The sequence below is a fragment of the Nonomuraea basaltis genome, assembly GCF_005893125.1.
GTDB lineage: Bacteria > Actinomycetota > Actinomycetes > Streptosporangiales > Streptosporangiaceae > Nonomuraea > Nonomuraea basaltis.
Genome location: NZ_VCJS01000001.1, coordinates 39,794 through 57,626, shown reverse-complemented (window position 1 = coordinate 57,626; position 17,833 = coordinate 39,794). Strand labels below are relative to the sequence as shown.

Here is a 17,833-nt window from a genome sequence, read left to right as displayed (position 1 = left end):
TGAGCGGCGGTGAACATGCAGGTCAGGACGCTATCCAGGGATTATTACCGTCGTGTGACGGTGATTTGGGGCAGTGCGCCGAGCGGCTCTCCATTGACGGGGAAGTGCGGAAAACCGCTGGCCGAGCCTGTAGGTCCCTACGAGAGGGCAGCGTGAGGACCGTAGATCCCTCCAGCCGCCTTGAGGCTCCGGTAGCGTCGATCGTGAAATGAGACTCGACGGAATCCCCCTCTGGGACGGTACCGAATACCGTGGCCCCGCCGACCTGAGCTGGGAGCCCGACCGGATCATCGACGTCCGGCCCGCCACCGCCCGACACGACGATCTCTGCGTGCTCCCCGGCCTGGTGGACACGCACGTCCACCTCGTCGGGTACGCCGGCGCCGGCGACCCGCCGGACTTCGCGACCTGGCCGCTGGTCACCTCCCGCGACGAGCAGGTGCTGCACGGCGCCGCCCACGCCCAGCAGGCCATGCGGCACGGCGTGACGACGCTGCGCGACCTGGCGGGCGACGAGGCGCAGATCGCGCTGCGCCGCGCGTTCGACGCCGGGGTGCTGCCGGGGCCGCGCATCCAGGTGCACGGCGTGGTGGGCATGACGGCCGGGCACAACGATCTCTTCGTGCCGCCGGCGTACCCGCTGCGCAAGCCCACGGCCGACGGCCCGGACGAGTGCCGCAAGCTCGTGCGTACGTGGGCCCGCGCCGGCATGGACGGCATCAAGCTCACCACCAGCGGCGGCGTGCTGTCGATCGGCGACAGGAACGCCTGGCGCAACTACACCCGCGACGAGATCAAGGCGGTCGTGGACGAGGCGCACGCGCTCGGCATGCGGGTGGCCGCGCACGCCCACTCCGAGGACGGCATCCGCGTCGCGGTCGAGGAGGGCGCCGACTCGATCGAGCACGGCACGCTCATGAGCAAGGACCTTGCCGAGGCCCTGGCCGCCCGCGGCACGCCGGTCGCGCCGACGCTGCTGATCAACGAGGCCATCGCGGAGGGCCGCGTGCCGGTCACCGCCGAGGCCCGGGCCAAGGCCGCCGAGCTGGTCGCCACCCGGGACGTGCTGCTCGCCCAGGCCGCCGCGCTGGGCGTGCGGTTCGTGCTCGGCACCGACGCCAACGGCCACCACGTGCGCTTCGGCGACCAGCTCGCCGAGGTCGTCCACATGACGAAGATCCTCGGCCTGGACGCCGGGGCGGCGCTGCGCGCGGCCACCTCGGACGCCGCCGACGCGATCGGCATGCCCGTGGGCAGGATCGCACCCGGGCTGGGCGCCGACCTCATCGTGCTGCGCGGCCGCCCGTGGGAGCGCGCCGAGGACCTGGCCGCCGGGAACATCGTGGCCGTGGTCTCACGGGGCCGGCTCGTCGCGGGCGCCCTGCCCTGATCTGAGCGCCAGATACAGGTCGGTACGGTCCCGCATCGACGACATCCGCCGCCCGGTCAGCTCCTCGATCCGCTGCATCCGATACCGCAACGTGTTGACGTGCACGTACAGCTCGTCCGCGGTGCGCTGCCAGGACCCGCACGTCTCCAGGAAGGTGTCGAGCGTGCGCAGCAGCTCGGACCCGTGCCGCGCGTCGTACTCCGCCACCGGCCCGAGCAGGTGATCGCGGAAGGACCGGCGCACGCTCGCCGGCAGCGAGGCCAGCAGCAGGTCGAAGCTGTCGATGTCGGCCACCGACAGGATCGACACGGGCCCGGGCCCGTGTCGCGCTGACTCCATGCCGCGCCTGGCGGTCTCCAGCGCCTCCCCGAGCTGCGACACGCTCGCCGCCATCTCGCTGATCCCGGCCGCGATGCTCAGCCCCGGCCGCTCTGCGACCAGGCCGCGCAGCTCGTCGGCCAGGCTCTTGCGCGACGCCCGGCCGTTGACCAGCACCACCGCCTCGCCCGGCGAGCCGCCGACGATCAGGTGCCGGCCCTTCCTGGCCAGGCCCTCGTGCAGCAGCTCCGGCAGGTCGTAGTCGCCCGGCCCGGTCAAGGCGACCGCCATGGCGGCGGTCGGCAGCCCGGGGTCGGCGCCGAGCAGCCGCAGGTGCGCCGACACCTCGCCGGGCGGGATCTGGCCAAGCACGTCGAGCAGGGTCTGTGCCCTGGCCCGCTCGGCCCTGCGCTGCTCGGCGGCGAACCCGTCGGCGGTCACGACCTCGGTGATCGCGCCGAACGACTGCTCGGGCGCGGCCAGGAGCAGCGGCAGCCGGTGCCGTTCGCACGCCTTGACCAGCTCGTCCGGCAGCTCGCCGAGCACGATCAGGCCCACGACCAGGCCGGCGGCGTCGCTGGCCCACAGCGCGCCGGCGAACCGCTCGCAGTCGGACGGCTCGCCGTACCAGACGCCGCTGGTGAGGACGAGGTCGCCGGAGCGCAGGTAGCGCCGGGGATCGGGCAGGTCCGTCGGGTACGCGCGGCGGATCTCGCGATCGATGGACTCGTGACCTGTCACCAGCGTCAGCCGCAGGTCGTCGCGTGCGAGCAGATCCGCCAGCCTCATGAAATCTGATGTTATGCCAGGTAAAGAGGCAACAGTTCAGAGGTTCGCACGATACCTCCCACCAGGCGGGTCCGGTTTACTCGGTCCCATGCGTCCCAAAGCGGAACTCCACCTGCACATCGAGGGCACTCTCGAGCCCGAGCTCGTCGTCGAGCTGGCCCGGCGCAACCGGGTCGACCTGCCGACCTTCGACGTGGAGGCCATCCGCGCGCGCTACTCCTTCGCCGATCTCCGATCGTTCCTGGACGTCTATTACGCGAACATGGCGGTCCTGCGCACCGAGGCGGACTTCTACGACCTGGCCGCCGCCTACCTGCGGCGGGCCGCCGAGCAGGGGGTGCGGCACGCCGAGATCTTCTTCGACCCGCAGGCGCACCTGAGCCGGGGCGTGCCGCTGGAGGTGGTGTTCGGCGGGCTGTCCGCGGCGTTGAAGGACGGCGACGTGCCGGCCGTGCTGATCCTGTGCTTCCTCCGTGACCGGGGCGCTGAGGAGGCCGAGGAGGTGCTGCGGGCGGCGCTGCCGTACCGGGAGCAGTTCATCGGGGTGGGGCTGGACTCGGCGGAGGTGGGATATCCGCCGTCGCTGTTCAGGCGGGTGTTCGACATCGCCGCCGCCGAAGGGCTGCACAGGGTGGCGCACGCGGGCGAGGAGGGCGGGCCCGACTACGTGTGGGAGGCGCTGGACGTCCTGCGGGTGGAGCGGGTGGACCACGGCATCAGGGCCATGGAGGATCCCCGGCTGGTGGCCCGGCTGCGGGAGGAGCGGATCCCGCTGACCGTGTGCCCGCTGTCGAACGTGCAGCTGCGGGTGGTGCCGTCGCTGCGCGACCACATCCTGCCCGCGATGCTGGACGAGGGGCTGGTCGTGACCGTGAACTCGGACGATCCCGCGTACTTCGGCGGGTACGTGGAGGACAACTACGTGGCGCTGCGACGGGAGCTGGGGATGACGGACGAGCAGCTCGACCGGATCGCCCGCAACTCCTTCGACGCCTCGTTCGCGTACGAGGAGTGAGCACGGCGGCGGGCCGCTAGGGCAAGGTGAGGATGACCGGGCCGTCGGCGGTGATGGCGACCGTGTGCTCGACGTGCACGCTCCTGCTGCCGTCGCCGGAGCACACCGACCAGCCGTCCTCGGCCATGTAGTAGCCGTCGCCGCCCCCGGCCATCAGGCTCGGCTCGATCGCGATCACCAGGCCCGGTCGCAGTCGCAGGCCGCGCCCCCGGCGGGCCTCGTTGGGCACGAACGGCGACTCGTGCATGGCCCGCCCGATGCCGTGGCCGCCGAAGTCGTTCTGCATGCCGTAGCCGGCGCCGCGCCCGACCGTGGACATGGCATGGCCGATGTCCCCCATCCGGCCGCCGGGCACGGCCGCCTCGATGCCGGCGGCCAGCGTCTCCTCCGCCACCCTGATCAGCTTCAGGTCCTCCGCGCGCGGCTCGCCGACCGTGAAGCTCACCGTGCCGTCGGCGTGCCAGCCGTCGACGTACGCGGCGCAGTCCACGCTGAGCAGGTCGCCGTCCCGCAGTCGGTACGGCGTCGGCAGGCCGTGCAGCATGACCCCGTTCACGGACGCGCAGATCACGCCCGGATACGGGGTGGCGCCGAACGACGGGTGGTAGCCGAGGAACGACGACCCCGCCCGCGCCTCCTCGATGACCGTCCGCGCCACCTCGTCGAGCCGCTTGAGCGACACGCCGACGGCGGCCTGCTCCCGCACCGCGGCGTGGACGGCGGCGACCACCCGGCCCGCCTCCCGCATCGCGTCGATCTCCCCGGCGCTCTTCAGCTCGATCACGGCCCCTCCCGGCTTCCTGTCGATAACTATACCGGTATTATTATCACGGATCATGGGCATGTCGACGTCCAGGGCGCCCGATCGATGCATGGGGGCATGAGCAGAGCCATCGCGCCGGACGTCAGCCGGGAGGAGCCGATGGGGTGGCTGCCGTTAGTCGAGCCCGCGCCTGCCCGGCGCCCAGAAGGGCTTGGTGCGCACGTCCCTGCGCTGCCAGCCACGCTCCCCGACCAGGTGGGCGCGGACGGCCTGGATCGTGCGGGCCTCGCCGGCGAGATAGGCGACCCCGGGCTCGGCCGGCAGGTCCAGCTTCCGCACCGCGTCCACCAACACCTGGGACGCGGCCGCCGGCGCGCCGTCCCGTGCCACCTCGACCAGCTTCCTGGGCAGCGCGAGGTGCTCGCCGGGCCGGTCGGCCTCCACGGCGCCGTACACCGCCGCCTCCGCCGGCAGCGCCCGCAGCATCGCGCCGAACGCGACCGAGGCCGTCTCCTCCCCCGCGAACACGTGGTACGGCGCCTCCCTCACCACGAAGCTCCCGTCCGGCCTGGCGAAGGAGATCTCCTGGCCGGGCTTGGCGTTCCTGAACCAGGAAACGCCCGGCGAGTCGCCGCCGTGGTCGTGCCCGATCAGGTCGATCGCCTCCCAAGTCGGGTCGTACCGCCAGATCGAGTACGTCCGCAGGACGCCGCCCAGCAGGCCGCCGGCGTCGATCAGGAGCCGCACGTGCTGGCCGGGCGTCCATTTCAGGCCGGCCAGGGCCTCACCCCCGATCCTGATGCGCCGCATGCGGGCGGTCATCTGCTCGATCTCGACGACCTCGCCCGCGACGAGCATCCGGCCGAGCAGCCTGCGGGCCACGGTCTGTCGTGCGCCGGTCATCGCGTCCCCCTCGGGTCGAGCTCCTCGATCCGGTGGCGGGCCTCGACGAAGATCTCCTGGATCCGCTCGATCACCCTCGGGTCGCCGTGGGCGTGGGCGAGCGTCTTCACGGCGGCCTTGACAAGGCGCAGCGCCGGGCCGACGATCTCGGCGGCCTCGGGCTCCCGGAACATGCCCCATTCACCCCGGGTGGCCGCCCGGCCCCAGAGCCGCTCGATCTCGTCGGCCTGCTCCTCGGCGGCGCGCCGACCGTCCTCGGTGACGTGGTGGACCTTGCGGCCGTCCGCCTGCTCGACGCGTACGAGCCCTTCGTCCTCGAGGAGTTGGAGTGTGGGGTAGATGGAGCCGGCGCTCGGCTCGTAGGTGCCGTTGAAACGGTCAGCGAGGCGGCTCATGACCTGGTAGCCGTGGGCGGGCTGCTCGGCGACCAGGGCGAGGACGGCCAGGCGCAGCTCGCCCGGCCCGAAGAAGCGCCCTGTGGGGCCGAACCCGCCGGGGGTGCGACGCGCGTTCATCATGGGTCGGATGCTATATCGAACGATATAACGAAGTAAACGCCGTCTCGGAAAGCCGCACGGTCCGACGCGGCGACGTGCGCTGCGGCGTCCTCACATCATTCGGCGGTACGCCATAGATACATGGCCTCGGACGCATCTAAACAGAGCGAGACCCATCCCAAGGAGACTCGTGCATCCCGATCAGCAACGCGACTTCGCCGAGTTCGTGGTCGCCCGCTCGGACAGCTTGATCAGGCTCGCCTACGTCCTGACCGACGACCAGCACGCCGCCGAGGACCTGCTGCAGAGCGCGCTCGCCAAGACGGCCGGCCATTGGCGGCGGATTCGCGGCAATCCCGAGGCGTATGTGCGGCGGGTGATGTACCACGAACAGGTGGGCCGGTGGCGGAGCCCCCGCTGGGGCCGCGAGCGCGTGGTCGATGCCGTCCCCGAGCGGGCGACCGGCGACCGTACCGCCGAGGTGGACACCCGCGTCACCCTCTGCCAGGCGCTTCGTGCCCTGCCCGTGCGCAAGCGGGCGGTGCTGGTGCTGCGCTACTACGAGGACCTCTCCGAGTCGGAAGTGGCCAAGATCATGGGTTGCTCGATCGGCACCGTACGCAGCCAGACGCATCAGGCGATCGTCCGGCTCCGCGAGCTGGTCGGCGGGCCCGTCACCCTGGAGGTCTGACATGACGACCGTCAACGAACGGACCATCGCCGAGGAACTGCGGCGCATGGCCGACGAGGCCCGCCCGGTGGACGCCCGGGCATACGCCGCCCGCGCGACCGCCCGACCGGCGCACCGCCGACACCTGTCGTGGACCCTCGCCGCCGCGGCTCTGGTCGCCGGGATCGCCGTCGCCATCCCCCTGAACGGGGATCAGATGACCGCCAGGGTCGCCGGCCCACCGCCACGCGAGCTGCCGCGGAACACCCCTGAGCAGCTCAAGGCCGTACGCGACTGCATGCCCGCCGGCGGCCCGTCCGTCAACACCAACCCGAACTGGCGCGACCCTGCGCACGGCACCGTGACGGACTTCCGCGTGCTGGCGGAATACCGGGACAAGAACGGTTTCACCGCCCTGGTCGGCAGCACCAAGGGGTTCGTTCTGTGCACGCCGAGCAAAGAGACGCCCGATCCTCCGGTGTTCACCTATTGGGGCAACAAGGCGCCGGGGAATCTGGTCGGGTTCTCCGGCAAACTCAGCGTGGACATCTACGCGGTGCACTACTGGTCCGGCCAGGGCAAGTCACACGACAACTACGTGAACGTCATCGCCGGCCGGGTCGCCCCCGACGTGCGCCGGGTGACGATCGGCTGGTCGGGCGGGCGGCGCACGGACGCCGTGGTGAGCAACGGCTTCTTCATCGTCAGGACGCCCACCAAGTCCGTTCCCGTCAAGAACGGACTGAACGGGCCCCAGAGCGCTATCGACACCCCTCCCGCCACGGTGACCGCCTACGACGCGGCGGGCCGGATCGCGGGCCGGCACCGGAACGTCAGGTTCGACTGGCGCGGCCCAGGAAGTCTCGGATGAGCGGGACGACCTCGCCGAGGTTGGTCTCCAGCGCCCAGTGGCCGGCGTCGAGCAGATGCAGCTCGGCGTCCGGCAGGTCGCGGAGGTAGGCCCGGGCGGATCCCTCGGGCATGTAGCCGTCATGCGGGCCCCACAGGATCAACGTGGGCGGCCGGTGCTCGCGCAGGTACGCCTGCTCTTTCGGGAACCATTCGAGCGTCGTCGCCTGATCCTCGAAGAGGCCGACGACGTTCTCGCGGCGCTGCGGGGTGTCCATCAGCGCCCAATGCAGCTTCCACAGGTCCGGGCTCACGCGCGCCGCGAGGTGAGCGGGCAGGTCGCCGGCGAACTCGTCGCGGAAGCCCTCCTCCGTGACGTTCGCGGCGAGCTTGGCCCGGCCTTCGGGGGTCGGGTGCGCCCAGAACTCCTTGAGCCAGGCGTATTTCGGGCCCAGCTCGTCCTCGTAGATGTCGCCGTTCTGGATGACGAGCGCGGTGACCCGGTGGGGGGCGCGCATGGCCAGGCGCAGACCGAACTGGGAGCCGTAGTCGTGCAGGTAGACGGCGTAGCGCGACAGTTCCATCACGTGCGTGAAGCGTTCCAGGAAGCCGGCGTAGCCGTCGAAGGTGTAGGAGAAGGCGGCGCGGTCGGGCGTGCCGCTGTAGCCGAAGCCGGGCAGGTCGGGCGCGATCAGCCGCCACCGGTCGCCGAGGGCGGGCATGAGGTTGCGGAACTCGTACGAGGAGCAGGGGTAGCCGTGCGGCAGCAGGAAGACCGGCGCGTCCGCCGGCCCGGCTTCACGGTAGAAGATCTCGATCCCGTCAACGTCGATCGTTCTGTGCACCACCGGGACGAGCGCTGTGGTTTCGGTCATGGGATACGTACCTGCCCGCCGCGGCAGAGGACACGCGGCGGGCGAAACGTATCTAGTTCCAGATTCCCGGGACGTCGGCCGGCACGTCGTCCTCGACCTCTGTCTGGTCGATCACATCACCTTCCAGCGGCAGAAGGACGGTGACCTGACGACCCCAATCCGAGTAGCGGGTCTCCGACTCGATCTGGATGGAGCTCTTGGAGAACGGCAGGACGGCCTTGGCGGACAGCCGTTCGACCAGGCCGTTCGGGCCCAGCCAGAGGGTGTAGGAGATCTTGCCGTCGCGGCCGCTCTTGGAACGCATCCCGATGCGGGAAGCGAAGGAGGTGGACACCGCCGCGAGCTTGGTGGCCTTGATCGAGCCCTTCACCACCCCGTCACGAGAGGAAGTGCGGTGGGCCAGCAGCGTCTTGAGCGTGGCGGGCTCCAGGATTTCGAGCAGCAGATTGCTCGCCGGCATGTCCGCGTCCCTGTAGCGGACCCAGCTCGTGTCCTTGGGCAACGCGTCGTCGACCACCGGACCGGAGACGTAGCTCACATGACCGGAGGAGATCATCCTGGTGGGCCCCTCCTGCAGGGCCTCGGTCTCCTCTGGGAACGTCTTCATCAGGCCACGGAGCAGGTTCTCGCTGTACTGCACGGTCTGGGCCAGATCAGCCGCGATCGGGCCACGCGTGCCGAACCCGATCGTGCCCTCCAGAGCGGAGGCGGCGGACATGCCGCGCCCGTACGTCACCTTGGCCGTGGCCTGGACGTTGACGGCCTTGCCGGGTGCTAATTCGGCCTTGAGCACCTTGACCGGGTCTATCTTGGGCGCTGCCTGCGCGGGGGTGGCGGTTAACTGCACCATGCCCGCGATCATCGCAACACCGACGACGGTTCGCTTCATTGGTTTCCTTGGGGGGACGATCCGGAAAGACGCGAACAATCTCGTGCATCTAAGATCGCCAGTCAAACCGGGCATGGATCGTTCCGCGGCGGCCGTCCTCTGCTTTGTCGCGGATCTCCTCCGCCAACCCGCGCAGCGACTGGACTGGCTGCTCGGTTTCCGTCCATGGAGGCGTCAAGTGATTTCACGGCGGCGACGTCTCGATCACCTGAGGCCGGCCGCGGAGGCGCGCCGCCAGGCGGCGTCGCGGAGCAGGCGCAGGCCGTTGAGGCCGACGATGATGGTCGAGCCCTCGTGCCCGGCCACGCCGAGCGGCAACGGCAGGTCGCCGAACAGGTCCCACGCCACCAGCACGGTGATGAACGTGGCGGCGATGGCGAGGTTCGCGACGACCAGGCGGCGGGCGCGCCGGGCCAGGGCGATCACGGCGGGTACGGTGGCCAGCTCGTCCCTGGTGATGACCGCGTCGGCCGTGTCCAGTGCGAGGTCGGATCCGGCCCGGCCCATGGCGATGCCGGTGTGGGCCGTCGCGAGGGCGGGAGCGTCGTTGACGCCGTCGCCGACCAGCGCCACCCGCGCGCCCCGCCCCTGCAGCTCGCGTACCGCCTTCACCTTGTGCTCGGGCAGCAGCCCGGCGCGCACGTCGGCGATGCCGACCTGGACGGCCACCCGGCCCGCCGCGCGCGGGTTGTCGCCGGTCAGCAGCACCGGCGTGGTCCCGGTCACAGCCTGGAGCCGGGCGACGGCGTCGGCCGCGCCGGGCCGCGTACGGTCGGCCAGCGCCAGCACCGCGACGGGCACGCCGTCCACCCACATCACCACAGCGCTGTGCCCACCGTCCTCCAGCTCAGCCACCGCTTCCCCGGCCTCGCCCGGCGGCAGGAGCGCGGTGGGACTGCCGATCTCGACCATCCGCCCGTCGACGCGGGCACGCACCCCGGCCCCGGGCACCGACTCGAACCACTCGGCCCCGGTCCAGGTCAGCCCCGCCTCACGAGCCGCCTGGACGACGGCACGGCCCAGCGGATGCTCCGACCCCTCCTCTGCCGCCGCGGCCAGCGCGAGAACCTGCTCCGTGCTACCCCGCAGAACATGGACCCCGGCCACATACGGCCGGCCCTCGGTCAGCGTGCCGGTCTTGTCGAAGGCGACCTGGGTGACGGTGGCGAGCTGCTCCATCACCACGGCGGACTTGACCAGCACGCCGTGCCGCCCGGCGGTGGCGATGGCGGCCAGCAGCGGCGGCATGGTGGCCAGCACCACGGCGCACGGCGAAGCGACGATCATGAAGGTCATCGCGCGCAGCAGGCTGTCCTGCAGCGGTACGCCCCACAGCAGCGGCAGCGCGAACAGGGCGAGGGTCGCGGCGACCATGGCGACGGAGTAGCGCTGCTCGACCTTCTCGATGAACAACTGGGTACGTGCTTTCGTGGCGCTCGCCTGCTCCACCATGGCCACGATCCGGGCGATCACCGTCCCGGCCGCCGGGCGCGTCACCCGTACCCGGAGGACGCCCACGCCGTTGAGGGTTCCGGCGAACACCTCGTCGCCCGGTCGTTTGTCCACGGGCAGGCTCTCACCGGTGATGTTGGCCTGGTCCACGTCACTGTGCCCGGCCACCACCTCCCCGTCGGCGCCGACGCGCTCCCCCGGCCGTACCAGGATGATCTCGCCGACCTCCAGGTCCGCGGTGTCGACGATCTCCTCGCCGCCCGTCCCGGTCAGGCGGGTGGCCCGCTCGGGGGCCAGGTTCAGCAGCCCGCGTACGGAGTCCTCGGTGCGCTTGGTCGCGACGGCCTCCAGCGCGCCCGAGGTCGCGAAGATGACGATGAGCAGCGCGCCGTCGAAGACCTGCCCGATCGCGGCGGCCCCGATCGCCGCGGCCACCATCAGCAGATCGACGTCCAGCGTCCTTTCGCGCAACGCGCGTAGCCCGGCCAGCCCGGGCTCCCAGCCGCCGGCGGCGTAACAGGCGAGGTACAGCGCCCACCACGACCACGACGGCGCCCCGGCCAACTGCCCGACACCCCCGGCGGCGAACAGTGCGGTGGCGGCCAGCGCCCAGCGGACCTCGGGCAACGACCCGGCCCCGGTCCGCCACCAGGCCACGGCCCTGGACGGCGGCACGGCCTGGGCGGTCGCGGCGCGAGGGACTTCCAGCTCTGTAGTCACCGTAGCATCGTATCTGCGCACTCACGCAGATACGCAAGTAGCAGGGCTCAGGGCTATGCTGGCGGCATGCACACGTCGCTGCCCGACTTCGACATGCCGAACGAGGAACAGGTGCACCTGGCGGCGGAGTCGTTCCGGCTGCTGTCCGACCCCACGCGCATCAAGATCCTGTGGGCGCTCCTGCAGGGCGAGTCATCCGTCGCCTGCCTCGCCGAGCTCGCCGACGCCGCCCCCACCGCCGTCAGCCAGCACCTGGCCAAACTCCGCCTGGCCGGACTGGTCAAGGGGCGTCGCGAGGGCACCTTCGTGTACTACAGGGCTGCGGACGAGCACGTACGCCGGCTCCTGACCGAGGGCCTCTACCACGCCGACCACTTCGACCGCGCCGACCAGCCCTCGGCCGCAGGCCGGCGCTCCTCCTGACGCCATCCGCGCAGGAGGTCACGGAATGGGCCGGGTCAGGGAGTGGGCATCAGGCGGCCCACTACCTGGAAAGGCAACGGGTGGGTGCGCTGCCGCCCCCACCCGTACCACCGAACGAACCGGCTACGCCTTGAGCCAGCTCATCATCGGGCGGAGCTTGGCACCCGTCTTCTCGATCGGGTCCTCGGCGAGCTCCTCGCGGTACTGCGTGAACTTCTTCTGGCCGCTGTCGAACTCCTCGACGAGCTCCCGGGCGAACGACCCGTCCTGGATCTCGCCCAGGATGCGGCGCATCTCCTGGCGCGCCTCGTCACCGACGACGCGCGGGCCGCGGGTGTAGCCGCCGTACTCCGCGGTGTCCGAGACCGACCAGTACATCTTCGAGATGCCGCCCTCGTACATCAGGTCGACGATGAGCTTCATCTCGTGCAGGCACTCGAAGTAGGCGACCTCCGGCTGGTAGCCGGCCTCGATGAGGGTGTCGAAGCCCGCCTTGATGAGCTCCGACACGCCGCCGCACAGCACGGCCTGCTCGCCGAACAGGTCGGTCTCCGTCTCCTCCTTGAACGTCGTGCGCAGCGCGCCGGCGCGCGTGCCGCCGATGCCCTTCGCGTACGACAGCGCCAGGTCCAGCGCCTTGCCGGAAGCGTCCTTCTCGACGGCCACCAGGCAGGGCACGCCGCGGCCGGCCTCGAACTGGCGCCTCACCAGATGCCCTGGCCCCTTGGGGGCGACCATGCACACGTCGACGCCCTCGGGCGCCTCGATGAGGCCGTAGCGGATGTTCAGGCCGTGGCCGAAGAACAGGGCGTCGCCCTCGACGAGGTTGGGGGCGACGTGGTCGGAGTAGAGGTGGCGCTGGATGTGGTCGGGCGCGAGGATCATCGTGAGGTTGGCCTCTTCGACAGCCTCGGCCGGAGTGACGACCCGCAGCCCGTCGTTCTCCGCCTTCTCGCGGCTCTTGGAGCCCTCGGGCAGGCCGACGCGCACGTCGACGCCGGAGTCACGCAGGGAGAGCGCGTGGGCGTGGCCCTGGCTGCCGTACCCCAGCACGGCCACGTGGCGTCCCTGGATGATCGACAGGTCGGCTTGGTCGTCGTAGTAGATCTCGGTCACTTGCTCAAACCTTTCAGGCGGTACGGTCCAGTGCCCTGAGGGACCGGTCAGTAATGGAACGGGCTCCGCGGCCGACGGCCACCATGCCCGACTGGACGAGTTCTTTGATCCCGAACGGCTCGAGGACCTTGATGAACGCCTCGAGCTTGTCGGGGGTGCCGGTGACCTCGATGGTCACGGCGTCGGCCGCCACGTCGACGCAGCGGGCGCGGAAGAGCTGGACCAGCTCCAGCACGTGCGAACGGTTCTCGGCGTCGGCCTTGACCTTGATCAGCATCAGCTCGCGCTGCACGGACTGCGACGGGTCGAGCTCGACGATCTTCAGGACGTTCACCAGCTTGTTGAGCTGCTTGGTGACCTGTTCGAGGGGCAACTCCTCGACGCTCACGACGATCGTCATGCGCGAGATGTCGTCGTGCTCGGTCGGCCCGACGGCCAGCGAGTCGATGTTGAATCCCCGCCGGCTGAACAGCGCGGACACGCGCGCCAGCACGCCCGGCTTGTTCTCCACAAGCACAGACAGCGTGTGCCTACTCATCTTCGCTCTCCCACCTCGGCGCCATGTCCCGGGCGATCTTGATGTCGTCGTTGCTGGTGCCTGCCGCGACCATGGGCCAGACCATCGCGTCCTGGTGGACGACGAAGTCGACCACGACAGGCACGTCGTTGATCTCCATGGCCTTCTTGATGGTCGCGTCCACGTCCTCGGGACGCTCGCATCGCAGACCCACACAACCATAGGCCTCGGCCAGCTTCACGAAGTCCGGGATCCGGCGCGCCGCCTGCAGGTTCGTATTCGAGTATCGCTCCTCGTAGAAGAGCGTCTGCCACTGGCGGACCATGCCGAGGTTGCCGTTGTTGATGATGGCGATCTTGACCGGCACGCCCTCCAGCGCGCAGGTGGCCAGCTCCTGGTTGGTCATCTGGAAGCAGCCGTCGCCGTCGATGGCCCACACCGTGGCGTCGGGCCGGCCCATCTTGGCGCCCATCGCGGCCGGCACGGCGAAGCCCATCGTGCCGAGGCCGCCGGAGTTGATGAACGTGCCGGGGTTCTCGTAGTCGATGAACTGCGAGGCCCACATCTGGTGCTGCCCGACCCCGGCCACGTAGTAGGTGTCCGGCCCGGCGATCGCGCTCAGTCGCTCCATCACGTACTGCGGGGCCAGCGAGCCGTCCTCGAACTCCTCGTAACCCAGCGGGTAGGTCTCCTTGTAGCCGTTGAGCAGCGTCCACCAGTCGGCGTAGTCGCCCTGCAGCTCGGACGCCTGGATCGCGGCGATGAGGTCGCTGATGACCTCCTTGCAGTCGCCCACGATCGGCACGTCGGCATGGCGGTTCTTGGAGATCTCCGCCGGGTCGATGTCGGCGTGCACGACCTTGGCGTGGGGGGCGAACGACGGCAGATTCCCGGTCACCCGGTCGTCGAAGCGCACCCCCAGGCCGATGAGCAGGTCGGACTGCTGCAGCGCGCCGACGGCCGACACGCTGCCGTGCATGCCCGGCATGCCCATGTGCTGCGGGTGGCTGTCGGGGAACGTGCCCCTGGCCATCAGGGTCGTGACCACCGGGATGTTCGTCAGCTCGGCGAGCTGCAGCAGCTCGGCCGAGGCGCGGGCCTTGTGGACGCCGCCGCCGACGTACAGGACCGGCCGCTTGGCCTCGGCGATCAGCTTGGCGGCCTCGCGGATCTGCTTGGAGTGCGGGCGGGTGACCGGGCGGTAGCCCGGCAGCTGCATCACCGGCGGCCACGAGAAGGTGGTCTGGGCCTGCAGCGCGTCCTTGGAGATGTCCACGAGCACGGGGCCGGGCCGGCCGGTGGAGGCGATGTGGAAGGCCTCCATGATCGTGCGCGCGATGTCGGCGGCATCCGTGACGAGGAAGTTGTGCTTGGTGATCGGCATCGTGATGCCGGAAATATCCGCCTCCTGGAAGGCGTCCGTGCCGATCATCGGCGAGGCCACCTGCCCCGTGATCGCCACGATCGGCACCGAATCCATGAACGCGTCCGCAATCGGCGTCACCAGGTTGGTCGCGCCCGGGCCGCTGGTGGCCATGCACACCCCGACCTTGCCCGTGGCCTGCGCATAACCCTCGGCCGCGTGCCCGGCGCCCTGCTCGTGCCGTACGAGCACGTGCCGGACCTTGGCCGAGTCGTAGAGAGGATCGTAGGCGGGCAGGATGGCGCCGCCAGGGATCCCGAACACTGTGTCGACTCCCACGTGCTCCAGTGCCCTCACCAGGGCCTGTGCACCTGTCATGCGTTCGGTCATCGGCTCGTTCCTTGCGTGGCTACTCGCTTAGGACATAAAAAAGGCCCCTCCCCACCGGGCGGCGGGACTGGGGCGGCGCGCAGGTCGTCGTGCTTCGCTATCGGCCTGCGCGCCGGCGAAGTACTACGAGAATCTCACTGCGAAGCATGATGCCACGATAGCCGCTCCGAATGCCCTGATGTCAACTTGGTGGACACAAGTCTCAAACAGTGAGACTCGTCCGCATCAAGGAATCGACACCGCGCGCCGCCATCGGCCGGGCGACGAGGAAGCCCTGCCCCCTGGTGCACCCCATTTCCCGCAGCAACTCCAGCTGCTCGGGACGCTCTATGCCCTCCGCCACCACGATGAGCCCCAGGTCGTGCCCGAGCCGCACGATCGTGCGGGTGAGCAGCGTCAGCGTGTCGTCCCTGCCGAGCCCAGCCACGAACGACGGATCGATCTTGATCATGTCGACGGGAAGCTGCCTGAGGAACGCCAGCGACGCGTAGCCGGTGCCGAAGTCGTCGATGGCCAGGCGCACGCCGAGGGCGCGCAGCTCGGACAGCCGCTTGATGGTCTCCTCGGCGTCCTCGACGAGCATCTCCTCGATCACCTCGAGGGTGAGCGCGGAGGCGGGCAACCCGCTCTCCGCCAGCGCCTCCTCGACCGTCTCGACGAAACGCGGGGCGGTGATCTGGCGGGCCGACAGGTTGAGCGACAGCCCGATGTCCCAGGAGGAGGCCCGCCAGGCGGCGACCTCGCGGCACGACTCGCGCAGGATCCACTCGCTCAGCGGCACGATCAGGCCGGTGTCCTCGGCCGGTCCGAGGAACTGCTCGGGCGGCACGAACACCGAACCGCGCCACCACCGTACGAGCGCCTCCACCGCGGTCACCCGCGAGGTGGCCAGGTCGACCACGGGCTGGTATTCGATCGCGAACTGCTGCTCGATCAGCGCCCGCTGCAGGTCGGCGGCCAGCTCCAGCCTGCGGACGACGTCGGCGTGCATCTGTGCGGCGAACACCTCCACCCGCCGCCCGCCCAGCTCCTTGGAACGCGCCATGGCCACATCGGCGTTGCGGATGAGGTCGCCCGCGGGCATGTCGTCCTCGGTGAAGGCCACGCCCACGCTCGCGGTCAGCGCCACATCCCGGTCGGCGACGCGGAACGGCTCCTGCGAGACCGCGCGGACCAGCCGCTCGGCCAGGTCGACCGCGACCTGCGCCTCACCGCCCGTCTCCACCAGCACCGCGAACTCGTCGCCGCCCCACCGGGCGAGCGTGTCGTCGGCGCGTACGGCGCCGCGCAGCCGCCGGGCCGCCTGCCCGAGCAGGTAGTCGCCGCTGGCGTGCCCGACCGAGTCGTTGACCGAGGTGAACCCGTCGAGGTCGAGGAAGATGACCGCGACGTTGCCCGAGGTGCGCCCGGACAGCACCTCGCGGGTGCGCTCCTCGAAGTAGGCGCGGTTGGGCAGCCCGGTGACGCCGTCGTGGAAGGTCAGGTGGGCGACCTGGTTGCGCAGCGCCTCTTCGTCGCTGATGTCCCTGGTCGTGACCAGCATCAGCTCGTCGCCGCCGACGTGGCGGGTGGCGACGGACTCCGTGGGCCGCCAGGTGCCGTCGGCCCCGCGCACCCGGCAGGCGATCAGGCAGGCGCCCGGGGAGGCGCTCTCCTCCTCGAGGTGCATGGCGCGCAGCGCGACCTGGATGCCGGGCACGTCCTCGGGGTGGATGTAGTCGAAGATCGACCGGCCGACCACCTGCTCGGGGCGGTAGCCGTACGTGACGTCGACCCCGGGGCCGATCTCGTGCACCACGCCCTCGAAGTCGCAGAGGAACACCACGTCGCCCGTGCTCTCGGCCAGCTCCCTGAGCTGCCGCTCGCCGAGCCTGACCCGGCCGCGCAGGCGCACGTTGGCCGCCGACACCGCGAACAGGCGGACGAGCAGGAGCAGCACCACGGAGACCGCGACCACCACGACGCCGGTGACGGGCTGCTCGGCCCGCCCGCCGGCCAGGTGGGCGAGCAGCGTGCAGGCGGCCACGGCGACCAGCGCCAGCGGGATCATCCCGACGAGGTTCTTGGCCACGCGACCGCTCGCCTCCTTGGTCCGCGGTCCCCATGGGACGGCGGCGAGCAGCAGGAACGCCACGGGCGCGAGCATGACGGTCCAGGTCGGCGGCACGCCGCCGTCCAGGCGCGCCACCGCGGTCGCCAGGCCCGCCACGGTCATGGCGGCGAGCACGCAGGCGCCGGCCAGGCCGAGCAGCCAGGAGGACGACCTGCTGGTGAGCACGGACGGGATCACGGCGCACAGCACCAGCAGCGCGACCATCGGCGGCAGCATGACGAGCGTGAACGTCGGCGGGTCGGCCGCGGCGGCGTAGACGTGTCGCAGCTGCACGACCCATCCGATGAGGAAGAGCGAGGCGGCGCACAGGTAGGCGTCGGTGATATGCCGTAACACGATTCCGGCCGGGAGCCTGCGGTCGGCGGCGATCAGCGCGCCGCCCGCCGTGATGATGGTGCCGAGCAGCATGAACATGTCGGCGAAGCTCGCGACGAAGCTCTCGGCGAACGGGCGCAGCGCCACCCCGGCGCCCCAGATGACGGCGCCGCCGCCCATCCAGCGCGCTCCCATCGCCGTCGGACGATGCCCGGCCGACCTGATCGAGGAGATCAGCAAGGAGGCGGCGGCGGCCAGCGCCGCGAGCGCTCCGGCGATGGCGCCGGCGGGCAGGACCTGTTCGTCCCGGAGGAACGCGGCAGCGAGCACCACCGCGCCTGCCGCAACCGCGGCGGTCAGCGGCGCACGTGGATCACGCCAGCGGATCACAGTCGTTGCCCATCCCGTCTCGAACTCTGCACCTGCGACCGCCGAAGTCCGAGCGATCACTTCGCCAGTGTGTGCG

Annotated in this window: 16 protein-coding genes; 5 read left to right on the top strand and 11 right to left on the bottom strand. The window is 70.6% G+C overall.

What is annotated here, in order from left to right:
• Nucleotides 1-208: 208 nt before the first annotated feature.
• The gene (locus tag EJK15_RS00255) at nt 209-1,390 is read left to right on the top strand and encodes a metal-dependent hydrolase family protein (protein ID WP_138708281.1); all 1,182 of its coding nucleotides are present in this window, start codon (nt 209-211) and stop codon (nt 1,388-1,390) included.
• Here EJK15_RS00255 and EJK15_RS00250 read toward each other — a convergent pair.
• Nucleotides 1,355-2,497, bottom strand: coding sequence for a PucR family transcriptional regulator (locus EJK15_RS00250; RefSeq protein ID WP_138708280.1), 1,143 nt, complete (start codon nt 2,495-2,497; stop codon nt 1,355-1,357). The two genes, EJK15_RS00255 and EJK15_RS00250, sit on opposite strands and share 36 nt — an antisense overlap.
• An 88-nt stretch (nt 2,498-2,585) precedes the next feature.
• Between EJK15_RS00250 and EJK15_RS00245 the strand changes: the two genes are divergently transcribed.
• Nucleotides 2,586-3,512, top strand: coding sequence for an adenosine deaminase (locus EJK15_RS00245; protein ID WP_138708279.1), 927 nt, complete (start codon nt 2,586-2,588; stop codon nt 3,510-3,512).
• A gap of 16 nt (nt 3,513-3,528) precedes the next feature.
• Here EJK15_RS00245 and map read toward each other — a convergent pair whose 3' ends face one another.
• The 3 genes from map to EJK15_RS00230 form a co-directional block, all read right to left on the bottom strand.
• The gene (gene map / locus EJK15_RS00240; protein ID WP_138708278.1) at nt 3,529-4,296 is read right to left on the bottom strand and encodes a type I methionyl aminopeptidase; all 768 of its coding nucleotides are present in this window, start codon (nt 4,294-4,296) and stop codon (nt 3,529-3,531) included.
• A 153-nt stretch (nt 4,297-4,449) separates the two neighbouring features.
• The gene (locus EJK15_RS00235) at nt 4,450-5,178 is read right to left on the bottom strand and encodes a siderophore-interacting protein (protein ID WP_138708277.1); all 729 of its coding nucleotides are present in this window, start codon (nt 5,176-5,178) and stop codon (nt 4,450-4,452) included.
• A complete protein-coding gene (locus EJK15_RS00230; protein WP_138708276.1) occupies nt 5,175-5,696 on the bottom strand; it encodes a PadR family transcriptional regulator in 522 nt (173 codons plus the stop codon). The genes EJK15_RS00235 and EJK15_RS00230 overlap by 4 nt, the downstream gene beginning before the upstream one ends.
• Nucleotides 5,697-5,865: 169 nt before the next feature.
• Between EJK15_RS00230 and EJK15_RS00225 the strand changes: the two genes are divergently transcribed.
• Together EJK15_RS00225 and EJK15_RS00220 are read left to right on the top strand one after the other, a co-directional pair.
• Nucleotides 5,866-6,366, top strand: coding sequence for a SigE family RNA polymerase sigma factor (locus EJK15_RS00225; protein ID WP_138708275.1), 501 nt, complete (start codon nt 5,866-5,868; stop codon nt 6,364-6,366).
• A 1-nt stretch (nt 6,367) separates the two neighbouring features.
• Nucleotides 6,368-7,216, top strand: coding sequence for a hypothetical protein (locus EJK15_RS00220; protein WP_138708274.1), 849 nt, complete (start codon nt 6,368-6,370; stop codon nt 7,214-7,216).
• Here the strand turns inward: EJK15_RS00220 and EJK15_RS00215 are convergent.
• From EJK15_RS00215 to EJK15_RS00205, 3 genes are all read right to left on the bottom strand, one after another.
• Nucleotides 7,179-8,069: an alpha/beta fold hydrolase gene (locus tag EJK15_RS00215; protein WP_138708273.1), complete on the bottom strand. Its 891-nt coding sequence runs from the start codon at nt 8,067-8,069 to the stop codon at nt 7,179-7,181. The genes EJK15_RS00220 and EJK15_RS00215 overlap by 38 nt on opposite strands.
• Before the next feature lie 52 nt (nt 8,070-8,121).
• The gene (locus tag EJK15_RS00210; RefSeq protein ID WP_138708272.1) at nt 8,122-8,958 is read right to left on the bottom strand and encodes a hypothetical protein; all 837 of its coding nucleotides are present in this window, start codon (nt 8,956-8,958) and stop codon (nt 8,122-8,124) included.
• Nucleotides 8,959-9,162: 204 nt separating this feature from the next.
• Entirely contained in the window at nt 9,163-11,130 is a 1,968-nt protein-coding gene (locus EJK15_RS00205; protein WP_420847009.1) for a heavy metal translocating P-type ATPase, read from the bottom strand.
• Nucleotides 11,131-11,196: 66 nt separating this feature from the next.
• On the opposite strand from EJK15_RS00205, the gene EJK15_RS00200 reads away from it, so the two are divergent.
• Nucleotides 11,197-11,553, top strand: coding sequence for an ArsR/SmtB family transcription factor (locus tag EJK15_RS00200; protein ID WP_138708271.1), 357 nt, complete (start codon nt 11,197-11,199; stop codon nt 11,551-11,553).
• A 123-nt stretch (nt 11,554-11,676) separates the two neighbouring features.
• Here EJK15_RS00200 and ilvC read toward each other — a convergent pair whose 3' ends face one another.
• The 4 genes from ilvC to EJK15_RS00180 form a co-directional block, all read right to left on the bottom strand.
• A complete protein-coding gene (gene ilvC, locus EJK15_RS00195) occupies nt 11,677-12,660 on the bottom strand; it encodes a ketol-acid reductoisomerase (RefSeq protein WP_138708376.1) in 984 nt (327 codons plus the stop codon).
• Between the two features lie 22 nt (nt 12,661-12,682).
• Nucleotides 12,683-13,207: an acetolactate synthase small subunit gene (gene ilvN, locus EJK15_RS00190; protein ID WP_138708270.1), complete on the bottom strand. Its 525-nt coding sequence runs from the start codon at nt 13,205-13,207 to the stop codon at nt 12,683-12,685.
• A complete protein-coding gene (locus EJK15_RS00185) occupies nt 13,200-14,939 on the bottom strand; it encodes an acetolactate synthase large subunit (protein WP_138708269.1) in 1,740 nt (579 codons plus the stop codon). The genes ilvN and EJK15_RS00185 overlap by 8 nt, the downstream gene beginning before the upstream one ends.
• 202 nt (nt 14,940-15,141) lie before the next feature.
• Nucleotides 15,142-17,757 (bottom strand): EAL domain-containing protein, encoded by a 2,616-nt coding sequence (locus EJK15_RS00180; RefSeq protein WP_240776667.1) that lies wholly within the window; start codon nt 17,755-17,757, stop codon nt 15,142-15,144.
• Nucleotides 17,758-17,833: the final 76 nt, after the last annotated feature.

What these genes read in the sequence shown, in the direction of transcription:
- EJK15_RS00255 (WP_138708281.1), top strand. Translation starts at nt 209, where the DNA reads ATGAGACTCGACGGAATCCCCCTCTGGGACGGTACCGAATACCGTGGC.
- EJK15_RS00250 (WP_138708280.1), bottom strand. Translation starts at nt 2,497, where the DNA reads ATGAGGCTGGCGGATCTGCTCGCACGCGACGACCTGCGGCTGACGCTG.
- EJK15_RS00245 (WP_138708279.1), top strand. Translation starts at nt 2,586, where the DNA reads ATGCGTCCCAAAGCGGAACTCCACCTGCACATCGAGGGCACTCTCGAG.
- EJK15_RS00235 (WP_138708277.1), bottom strand. Translation starts at nt 5,178, where the DNA reads ATGACCGGCGCACGACAGACCGTGGCCCGCAGGCTGCTCGGCCGGATG.
- EJK15_RS00230 (WP_138708276.1), bottom strand. Translation starts at nt 5,696, where the DNA reads ATGATGAACGCGCGTCGCACCCCCGGCGGGTTCGGCCCCACAGGGCGC.
- EJK15_RS00220 (WP_138708274.1), top strand. Translation starts at nt 6,368, where the DNA reads ATGACGACCGTCAACGAACGGACCATCGCCGAGGAACTGCGGCGCATG.
- EJK15_RS00215 (WP_138708273.1), bottom strand. Translation starts at nt 8,069, where the DNA reads ATGACCGAAACCACAGCGCTCGTCCCGGTGGTGCACAGAACGATCGAC.
- EJK15_RS00210 (WP_138708272.1), bottom strand. Translation starts at nt 8,958, where the DNA reads ATGAAGCGAACCGTCGTCGGTGTTGCGATGATCGCGGGCATGGTGCAG.
- EJK15_RS00200 (WP_138708271.1), top strand. Translation starts at nt 11,197, where the DNA reads ATGCACACGTCGCTGCCCGACTTCGACATGCCGAACGAGGAACAGGTG.
- ilvN (WP_138708270.1), bottom strand. Translation starts at nt 13,207, where the DNA reads ATGAGTAGGCACACGCTGTCTGTGCTTGTGGAGAACAAGCCGGGCGTG.
- EJK15_RS00185 (WP_138708269.1), bottom strand. Translation starts at nt 14,939, where the DNA reads ATGACCGAACGCATGACAGGTGCACAGGCCCTGGTGAGGGCACTGGAG.